The sequence below is a fragment of the Streptomyces sp. OfavH-34-F genome (assembly GCF_022347745.1).
GTDB lineage: Bacteria > Actinomycetota > Actinomycetes > Streptomycetales > Streptomycetaceae > Streptomyces.
In genome coordinates, this window is the sequence record NZ_JAKRGC010000263.1 from 1 (window position 1) to 9166 (window position 9166).

At 68.1% G+C, this 9166-nt stretch carries 8 protein-coding genes; 2 read left to right on the forward strand and 6 right to left on the reverse strand.

The window, feature by feature from the left end; all coding sequences use genetic code 11:
- Together MHW47_RS27385 and MHW47_RS27390 are read left to right on the forward strand one after the other, a co-directional pair.
- Positions 1-773: class E sortase (locus MHW47_RS27385; RefSeq protein ID WP_239226442.1), on the forward strand; the 773-nt coding region annotated here is incomplete at its 5' end.
- A gap of 33 nt (positions 774-806) precedes the next feature.
- Complete coding sequence (locus tag MHW47_RS27390; protein WP_239226443.1) at positions 807-1535, forward strand: class E sortase; 729 nt, start codon at positions 807-809, stop codon at positions 1533-1535.
- Between the two features lie 75 nt (positions 1536-1610).
- Here the strand turns inward: MHW47_RS27390 and pknB are convergent, their stop codons facing one another.
- The 6 genes from pknB to MHW47_RS27420 form a co-directional block, all read right to left on the reverse strand.
- The gene (gene pknB, locus MHW47_RS27395) at positions 1611-3602 is read right to left on the reverse strand and encodes a Stk1 family PASTA domain-containing Ser/Thr kinase (RefSeq protein WP_239226444.1); all 1992 of its coding nucleotides are present in this window, start codon (positions 3600-3602) and stop codon (positions 1611-1613) included.
- Between the two features lie 167 nt (positions 3603-3769).
- Entirely contained in the window at positions 3770-5227 is a 1458-nt protein-coding gene (locus MHW47_RS27400) for a penicillin-binding protein 2 (RefSeq protein ID WP_239226445.1), read from the reverse strand.
- Positions 5224-6633 carry an FtsW/RodA/SpoVE family cell cycle protein gene (locus tag MHW47_RS27405; protein ID WP_239226446.1) on the reverse strand — a complete coding sequence of 470 codons (1410 nt, stop codon included), beginning with the start codon at positions 6631-6633 and terminating at the stop codon, positions 5224-5226. The genes MHW47_RS27400 and MHW47_RS27405 overlap by 4 nt, the downstream gene beginning before the upstream one ends.
- Before the next feature lie 23 nt (positions 6634-6656).
- Positions 6657-8162 carry a Stp1/IreP family PP2C-type Ser/Thr phosphatase gene (locus MHW47_RS27410; RefSeq protein WP_239226447.1) on the reverse strand — a complete coding sequence of 502 codons (1506 nt, stop codon included), beginning with the start codon at positions 8160-8162 and terminating at the stop codon, positions 6657-6659.
- Between the two features lie 129 nt (positions 8163-8291).
- Positions 8292-8804: an FHA domain-containing protein gene (locus tag MHW47_RS27415; protein ID WP_239226448.1), complete on the reverse strand. Its 513-nt coding sequence runs from the start codon at positions 8802-8804 to the stop codon at positions 8292-8294.
- 10 nt (positions 8805-8814) lie between these two features.
- Positions 8815-9166, reverse strand: a 352-nt coding sequence (locus tag MHW47_RS27420; RefSeq protein WP_239226449.1) for an FHA domain-containing protein, incomplete at its 5' end; no start/stop codon positions are given.

The following is a 9166-nucleotide window of genomic DNA, read 5'->3' on the forward strand; positions in this document are numbered from 1 at the left end:
GCCCCGCGCCCCGGCCGGCCGCCGCGGCCACCCCGGCGGACGGGGCCCCGGCGAAGCCCATGACGCGCATGGAGGCGCGCCGCGCGGCCAAGGCCGCGAAGGACAGTCCCGCGGTCGTCATCAGCCGGGGCATCGGCGAACTGTTCATCACCCTCGGCGTCCTGATGCTGCTGTTCGTCACCTACCAGCTGTGGTGGACGAATGTGCGCGCCGACCAGATCGCCGGGCGCGAGACCCACAAGATCCAGGACAACTGGGCCAAGGGCGGCGGCAAGCCGGAGGCATTCGAGCCGGGGCAGGGCTTCGCCATCCTGCACATCCCCAAGCTCGACGTGGTCACGCCGATCGCCGAGGGCATCAGCAAGGAGAAGGTCCTCGACCGGGGCATGGTCGGCCACTACAGCGAGGAACCGCTGCGTACGGCGATGCCCTCGGACAAGCAGGGCAACTTCGCGCTGGCCGGTCACCGCAACACGCACGGCGAGCCGTTCCGCTACGTCAACCGCCTGCGCCCTGGTGACCCGATCGTGGTCGAGACGCAAGAGGCGTACTACACCTACGAGATGACGAGCGTCCTGCCACAGACCTCACCGTCCAACGTCTCCGTGATCGGCCCGGTGCCGCCGCAGTCCGGGTTCACCAAGCCCGGCCGGTACATCACATTGACGACGTGTACGCCCGAATTCACGAGTACGTACCGTTTGATCGTCTGGGGCAAGATGGTCGACGAACGGCCGCGCAGCAAGGGGAAGCCCGACGTGCTCGTGGACTGAACGGGCTCGACGCCATGACGACAGGGCGGTGCTATGACAGCGACGACCGAGGACCAGGAGCTGACCGACGAGTCCGCGCCACCCGAGCGGAAGGGCGGCCGGCACCCCATCGCCACCGCCGTCAGCGTCTTCGGTGAACTCCTCATCACCGCAGGTCTGGTGCTCGGCCTCTTCGTCGTCTACTCCCTGTGGTGGACGAACGTGCTCGCCGACCGCGAGGCCGCCAAGCAGGGCGACAGCGTCCGCGACCGCTGGGCCGACGGGCCCGGGGCCCTGGACACCAAGGACGGCATCGGCTTCCTGCACGTCCCGTCGATGAAGAACGGCGAGGTGCTCGTCAAGAAGGGCACCGACACCGAGACCCTCAACGACGGGGTCGCCGGCTATTACACCGATCCGGTGAAATCCGCGCTCCCCTCAGACCAGGAGGGCAACTTCACTCTGGCCGCCCACCGCGACGGGCACGGGGCGAAGTTCCACAACATCGACAAGGTGCGCACCGGGGACGCGATCGTCTTCGAGACCAAGGACACCTGGTACGTCTACAAGGTCTTCAACGAGCTTCCGGAGACGTCGAAGTTCAACGTGGACGTGCTGAAGCCGATCCCCAAGGGGTCGGGTGCCAAGAAGGCGGGCCGCTACATCACGCTCACGACCTGCACGCCGGTCTTCACCTCGAAGTACCGCTACATCGTCTGGGGCGAGCTGGTCCGCACGGAGAAGGTCGACCGCGACCGTACGCCTCCGGCGGAGCTGCGCTGAGCGGCCGGTACGGCAGAGGGCCCCGGTCACCGTGAAGGTGACCGGGGCCCTCTGCTCGTGCGGGGGCGGGGGAGGTCAGTGACCCCGTCCGCCGTTGGGCCCGCCGAAGATGTTGCCGCCGCTGTCGATGGTGGTGAGGGTGACCGTGCCCCCCGCGTCCACCGGCTGGCCGCCCATCGGGCTGCTCATGACCACCTTGGCGTCCGGCTTGTCGACCGACCCGGTACCGAGCACGACGTTGAGGCCCATGGCCTGCAGCTGCGCCTTCGCGTCCTGGTACGTCTTGCCGGAGAGATCACCCGGTACGGTCACCTGTTCCGGCTCGGCCGGGCCCTTGGAGACCTTGAGGATGATCGAGGTGTCCTTGCCGGCCTTCGTGTTCGGCTCGGGGTTCTGGCCGATCACCTCGTTCGCCGGCTTGTCGGAATCCTCGTCGGACCTGCCGATGTTGGTGAAGCCGAGACCCTTCAGCTGGGCCACCGCGTCGTCGTACGAGCGGGTGGACACGTTGGGCACGGTGAGGAGCTTCTCCGTGGCGACCTTGAGCGTGACCTCGGAGTTCTCCTCGGCCTTCGAGCCACCCTTCGGGGACTGCTCCAGGACCGTTCCGGGGGCGGCCTGGTCGGACTCGACCGACGTGACGTTGACCGTGAAGCCCTCGTCCTCCAGGGCCTTGCGGGCGCTGTCCTCGGACTTCTCCGTGACGTCGGGGACCTTGACCTTCGGCGGGCCGCTGGAGACGAAGACCGTGACGGTCTCCTGCTCCTTCATCTGCTGGTCCGCCGTCGGCGTCTGGCGGCAGATCTTGTCCTTGGGCTGGTCCTCGCACTCTTCCTTGGGACCGATCTTGAGCACGACGTTCGCGTTGTCGGCGAGTCTCTGCGCGTCCTTGACCGTGCTGCCGACCATGTTGGGGACGTCGAACGCGCCCTCGTCACCGCCGTCGCCGGGGAAGACCGCCTTGCCGATGAGGATGGCACCGATCAGCACCAGGACGCCCGCGAGCACCAGCAGGATGGTCGAGGTGTGGTTCTTCTTCTGCCGGCGGCGGTCGGGGCGGTCGTCGTAGCCGTAACCGCCGTCGTCCGGGTTGACCGGCGGCAGCATCGACGTGCGCTCGCCGTTCTGGTCGGCGGCGCGCAGGGCGGTGGTGGGCTGGTCGTTGTCGTACCCGCCGGCGTAACCGCCGTAACCCGCCGCGCCCATGGCGGCGGTGGCCGCGACCGGCTGGCCGTCGAGGCAGGCCTCGATGTCGGCCCGCATCTCGTCGGCCGACTGGTAGCGGTAGTCGGGGTCCTTGGTGAGCGCCTTGAGCACGATCGCGTCCATCGCGGGCGTGATCTCGGGGTCGAAGCTGCTCGGCGGCTGCGGCTCCTCGCGTACGTGCTGGTACGCGACCGCGACCGGGGAGTCCCCGATGAACGGCGGCCGGACCGTCAGCAGCTCGTAGAGCAGGCAGCCGGTCGAGTAGAGGTCGGAGCGGGCGTCGACCTGCTCGCCCTTGGCCTGCTCGGGGGAGAGGTACTGGGCGGTGCCGATGACGGCGGCGGTCTGGGTCATCGTCATGCCGGAGTCGCCCATGGCGCGGGCGATGCCGAAGTCCATGACCTTGACCTGTCCGGTCCGGGTCAGCATGACGTTGGCGGGCTTGATGTCACGGTGGACGATGCCCGCGCGGTGCGAGTACTCCAGCGCCTGGAGGATGCCCACGGTCATTTCGAGCGTGCGCTCGGGCAGCAGTCTGCGCCCCGAGTGCAGCAGCTCCCGGAGCGTCGAGCCGTCGACGTACTCCATGACGATGTACGGGATGGAGACCCCGTCGACGTAGTCCTCGCCGGTGTCGTACACCGCGACGATCGCCGGATGGTTGAGCGAGGCGGCGGACTGGGCCTCACGGCGGAACCGGGCCTGGAAGGACGGGTCGCGGGCCAGATCGGCCCGGAGCGTCTTCACAGCCACGGTGCGGCCGAGCCGGGTGTCGTGCGCGAGGTAGACCTCGGCCATGCCACCACGGCCGAGCACCGAGCCCAGCTCGTACCGGCCGCCGAGGCGACGCGGCTCTTCCATAACTGTTCCAGCCCTCTCCGTCAGTCCTGACCGCACCGGTGCGCGGTCCGGCGGTGTGCTGTTCGCGCATACGCTACCGGCCGCGCATCAGCTGATCGGCCCCTGGGCTCCACCTGATATCCGACCGGTATCCGCAGGTGCGCGTTTACGGCCGGCTGTGAGCGGTGTCACTTCTCGCTGTCGATGACCGCCTTCATGACCGCCTTGGCGATCGGGGCGGCGAGACCGCCACCGGAGACGTCCGCCCGGCTGGCGTCGCTGTCCTCCACGACGACGGCCACGGCGACCGGGGAACCGTTGTCGGTCTTCGCGTACGAGATGAACCACGCGTACGGCTTCTCGCTGTTGTTCAGACCGTGCTGGGCCGTACCGGTCTTGCCACCTACCGTGACGCCGGGGATACGGGCATTGGTTCCCGTGCCGTTCTCGACGACGGTCTCCATCATTTCCTGGAGCTTCTGGGCGTTCTCCGCGGAGAGGGGGCGGCTGAACTCCTCCTTCTCGTGCGTGTAGATGACGTCCAGGTTGGGCGCCTTGCGCTGGGCGACCATGTACGGCTGCATCAGCTTGCCGTCGTTGGCGACGGCGGAGGCGACCATCGCCATCTGGAGCGGGGTGGCGCGGTTGGAGGCCTGGCCGATCCCCGCCATCGCGTTCTGCGGACGGTTGTCCTCGGGGTAGACGCTGACCTCCGCGCGGACCGGGGTGTAGATCTTCTCGTTGAAGCCGAACTTGTCGGCCTCCTCGATCATCTTCTTGTTGCCCAGGTCATCGCTGATCTTGCCGAAGACGGTGTTGCAGGACCAGCGCAGTGCCACGCGCAGCGAGGCGTTCTTGCACGGGATGTTGCCCTCGTTGTCGAGGTTGCCGGTCGTCTGCGGCAGTCGCCAGGGCAGCGGGGAATCGGTCTCGTCGTCGATGTCGGTGTAGAGGCCGTTCTCCAGCGCCGCGGCCGCGGTGACGACCTTGAACGTCGAACCGGGCGGGTAGGTCTCGCGGAGCGCCCGGTTGAGCATCGGCTTGTCCTTGTCCTTCAGCAGGGCCTGCCATGCCTCGCTGTCGGACTTGCTGTTGCCGGCGAACGTCGAGGGGTCGTACGAGGGGGTGCTGGCGAGTGCCAGGATCGCGCCGGTGCGCGGGTCGAGGGCGACGACGGCGCCCTTCTTCTTGCCGAGCCCCACGAAGGCGGCCTTCTGCGCGGCGCCGTTGAGCGTGGTGACGATGTTGCCGCCCTGCTTGTCGTCACCGGTGAACATCGACATCGTGCGGTTGAAGAACAGCTGGTCGTCGTTGCCCGTGAGGATGCCGTCCTCGATCTTCTCCAGCTGCGAGGCGTCGAACGCCTGCGAGGAGTAGCCGGTGACGGGGGCCCACATGGGGCCGTCCTTCCAGACCCGCTTGTACTTGAAGTCGCTGTCCTTGGTCTCCTTGGAGCCGGTGACGGCCTTCCCGTCCACGATGATGTTGCCGCGTTCGTGGGCGTACCGCTCGATGCGGACGCGGCGGTTCTCGTCGCGGGTGTTCAGCTCGTCGGCCTGCACGTACTGCAGATAGTTCGTGCGCGCGAGCAGGGCGAAGATCAGGACGCCGCAGAAGATCGCGATCCGGCGAAGGGGCTTGTTCACGGGCGGACCACCTGGGTCATCTCGGCGTCGGTCGAGGGTGCGGGGGCGGGCGCGGGGCGGCGGGCCGTGTCGCTGATGCGGATGAGGATGCCGATGAGGGCCCAGTTGGCGAGAACCGATGAACCACCGTAGGCGAGGAACGGCATGGTCATACCGCTCAGCGGGATCAGGCCCATGACTCCGCCGGCCACCACGAAGACCTGGATGGCGAAGGCGCCGGAGAGACCGGCGGCCAGGAGCTTGCCGAAGGGATCGCGGGCAGCAAGGGCGGTACGGATGCCGCGCTCGACGATCAGGCCGTAGATCAGGAGGACGGCCATCATTCCGGCGAGGCCGAGCTCCTCACCGACGGTGGAGAGGATGAAGTCGGCGTTGGCGGCGAACATGATCAGGTCCGAATGTCCCTGGCCCAGCCCGGTGCCGAGAGTGCCCCCGGACCCGAAGGACATCAGGGACTGAGCGATCTGGTCGCTCTGCGCCATCGTGGCCTCGGAGAACGGGTCGAGCCAGGCGTTCACCCGGGACTGGACGTGTGGCTCGAAGCTCGCCACGCCCACTGCCCCGGCTGCCGACATCAGGAGCCCGAAGACGATCCAGCTCGTTCGCTCCGTGGCCACGTACAGCATGATCACGAAGAGACCGAAGAACAGCAGGGACGTTCCGAGGTCGGTCTCGAAGACGAGGATCAGGATCGACAGGGCCCAGATGGTGATGATCGGCCCGAGGTCGCGGCCGCGCGGCAGGTACAGGCCCATGAAACGACGGCTGGCCAGGGCCAGCGCGTCCCTTTTGACCATCAGGTAGCCGGAGAAGAAGATCGCGATGAGGATCTTGGCGAACTCACCCGGCTGGATCGTGAACGGGCCGAGGCTGATCCAGATCTTCGCGCCGTTCACCGCGGGAAAGAACATCGGTACGACCAGCAGGACCAGGGCTGCGGCCATCGAGATGTAGGTGTAGCGCTGCAGGATGCGGTGGTCCTTGAGGATCAGCAGCACCGCGACGAACATCGCGACACCGATCGCCGAGTAGAGCAGCTGCTTCGGGGCGTCCGGGCTGTATGCCCCGTACAGGTACTCCGCGCGCCGGATCAGCCGCTCCGACTGGTCCAGCCGCCAGATCAGCACCAGCCCCAGACCGTTCAGCAGCGTGGCCAGGGGCAGCAGCAGCGGGTCCGCGTACCGGGCGAACTTCCGCACGATGAGATGGGCCACACCGCCGAGCAGGATGAGCCCCGCCCCGTAACCGAACATGCCGGACGGGAGCTTGCCGTCGAGGGCCAGGCCCACGTTGGCGTAGGCGAAGACCGAGATGGCGATGGCGAAGACCATCAACATCAGTTCGGTGTTGCGCCTGCTCGGCGCGTCGATGGCGCCGATCGTGGTCGTGTTGGTGACAACGCTCATGGTGCTGAAGGCCCCCTACGGCTCTACTTCTTACCGCACTGCGGGACCAGCTTCTTCTCTTCCTCCGAGAGGCTGGGCCCAGGAGTGGGAGTCGTGGAAGTCTGCTCGGACTTGGTGTCGCCACCGGATGACTTGTCGGACTTCGACGTCTTGGTGGCGTCGCCGTCCGTGCCCTGGGCCCGGCCCTCGTCGCCGTGGGCCTTCTCGGCCTCGCGGCGCTGCGCGTCCTTCTTGCAGGCCGAGGCCTGTGTGGAGAGTTCGCTGATCTTCTCGCGGGCGTCGGCGAGGCTGCCCTCGGCGATCGTGTCCTCGACCTTCTTGCGCTGGTAGGGCGGGAGGTACTTGAGTTCGATCTCGGGATGGTCGGTCTCGATCTTCGAGAGCGACACCCAGCCGAGGTCCTGGCTGATGCCCCGGTACAGCGCGACGTTGTCGTTCTTCGCGCCCACGTAGAACTGGGTCTGGGTCCAGCGGTAACCGCCGTACAGACCGCCGCCGACCACGGCCAGGGCGAGCGCGATGTACAGGGAGCGCTTGAGCCACTTGCGGCCGCCGCGCTTGTCGAAGTCGTCGTCGGTGTACGACGAGAACGCCCCGTCGGACAGGTCGCCGTAGCCGGAGTCGTCACCGCTGCCGGGAGGGCCGAAGCTGCCGGCCGGCGGCGGCACGGGACGGCCGAGGCCGGCCGCGCGCCCGGCGGGCGTCTGCATCGCGCCGCCGTCGTTCAGCTGGGCCGCCTGGTTCTCGGCGACCGCGCCGACGACGACCGGGGTGTCGTTGAGCTGCCCGGCCAGGGTGTCGTTGCTGTCGACGTCGAAGACGTCGGCGACGATGCAGGTGATGTTGTCCGGTCCGCCGCCGCGCAGGGCGAGCTGGATCAGGTCCTGAATGGTCTCCTGAGGGCCCTGGTAGCTGGCGAGCGTCTCCTCCATCGTCTGGTGGGAGACGACACCGGAGAGCCCGTCGGAACAGATCAGGTAGCGGTCGCCGGCCCGGACCTCACGGATGGAGAGGTCGGGTTCCACGTGGTCGCCACTGCCCAGCGCGCGCATCAGCAGGGAGCGCTGCGGGTGGGTGGTGGCCTCCTCCTCGGTGATCCGGCCCTCGTCGACCAGCCGCTGGACCCAGGTGTGGTCCTGCGTGATCTGGGTGAGCACGCCGTCGCGCAGCAGGTACGCGCGCGAGTCGCCGACGTGGACCAGGCCGAGGCGCTGGCCGGTCCAGAGCAGGGCGGTGAGCGTGGTGCCCATGCCCTCCAGCTGCGGGTCCTCCTCGACCATCATCCTCAGCTGGTCGTTGGCCCGCTGGACCGCCGTACCGAGCGAGGTGAGGATGTCGGAGCCCGGTACGTCGTCGTCGAGCTGGACGAGGGTGGAGATCACCTCGGAGCTGGCGACCTCACCGGCGGCCTGGCCGCCCATGCCGTCGGCGATCGCGAGGAGACGGGGACCGGCGTAACCCGAGTCCTCGTTGCCCTCGCGGATCATGCCCTTGTGCGATCCGGCGGCGAAGCGCAGGGACAGACTCATGCGCACCTCACCCGTCGGTTCGGTGTACCGCCGGTCTCGAGCCACACTGCCCACCCTCCGGTCGGGAGCCCGGCCGGGTCCGATTCCCGGATTCCCGCGGCTCGCTCGCTCCGCTCGCTCATTGTCGTACTACTTCCGCAGCTCGATGACGGTCTTGCCGATCCGGATCGGCGCGCCCAGCGGAACAGGCGTGGGGGTGGTGAGGCGGGTCCGGTCCAGGTAGGTGCCGTTGGTGGACCCGAGATCCTCGACGATCCACTGGCCGTCACGGTCGGGGTAGATCCTGGCATGCCTGCTGGACGCGTAGTCGTCGTCCAGCACGATCGTTGAATCATGGGCGCGGCCCAGCGTGATGGTCTGTCCCTGGAGCGCCACCGTGGTGCCGGTGAGCGTGCCCTCGGAGACGACCAGCTTGGTCGGTGCCCCCCGGCGCTGGCGGCCGGACTGCTGGCGCTGCTGCGGCGGTGCCGCGTTCTGGCGTCCCTGGGCGGGACGCGCGTCGGTCGCGGTGCGGCGTGAGCCGCGCTGCGTGACACGGGTTCCGAACAGGTCACTGCGAATGACCTGGACGGCCACGATCACGAACAGCCACAGAACAGCCAGGAAACCTAGCCGCATGACCGTCAGGGTCAGCTCTGACATTGCCCCCGCTTCACCCTTCGGCTTGCCGGTAAACGATGGTGGTGCTGCCCACGACGATCCGCGAGCCGTCGCGGAGCGTAGCGCGGGTGGTGTGCTGCCCGTCTACCACGATGCCGTTGGTAGACCCGAGATCCTGGATCGTCGAGGGCGTTCCGGTCCTGATCTCACAGTGCCGGCGGGACACGCCGGGGTCGTCGATCCGCACGTCGGCGTCGGTGCTGCGGCCCATGACCAGGGTCGGGCGCGAGATCTGGTGGCGGGTGCCATTGATCTCGATCCAGCGTCGCACCTGTGCGTTCGGCAGGGAGGTGGGGGTGGCCGGCGGGCGCCGGTCGTGGCCGCCGGGGCGCCCGGCGCCCGGC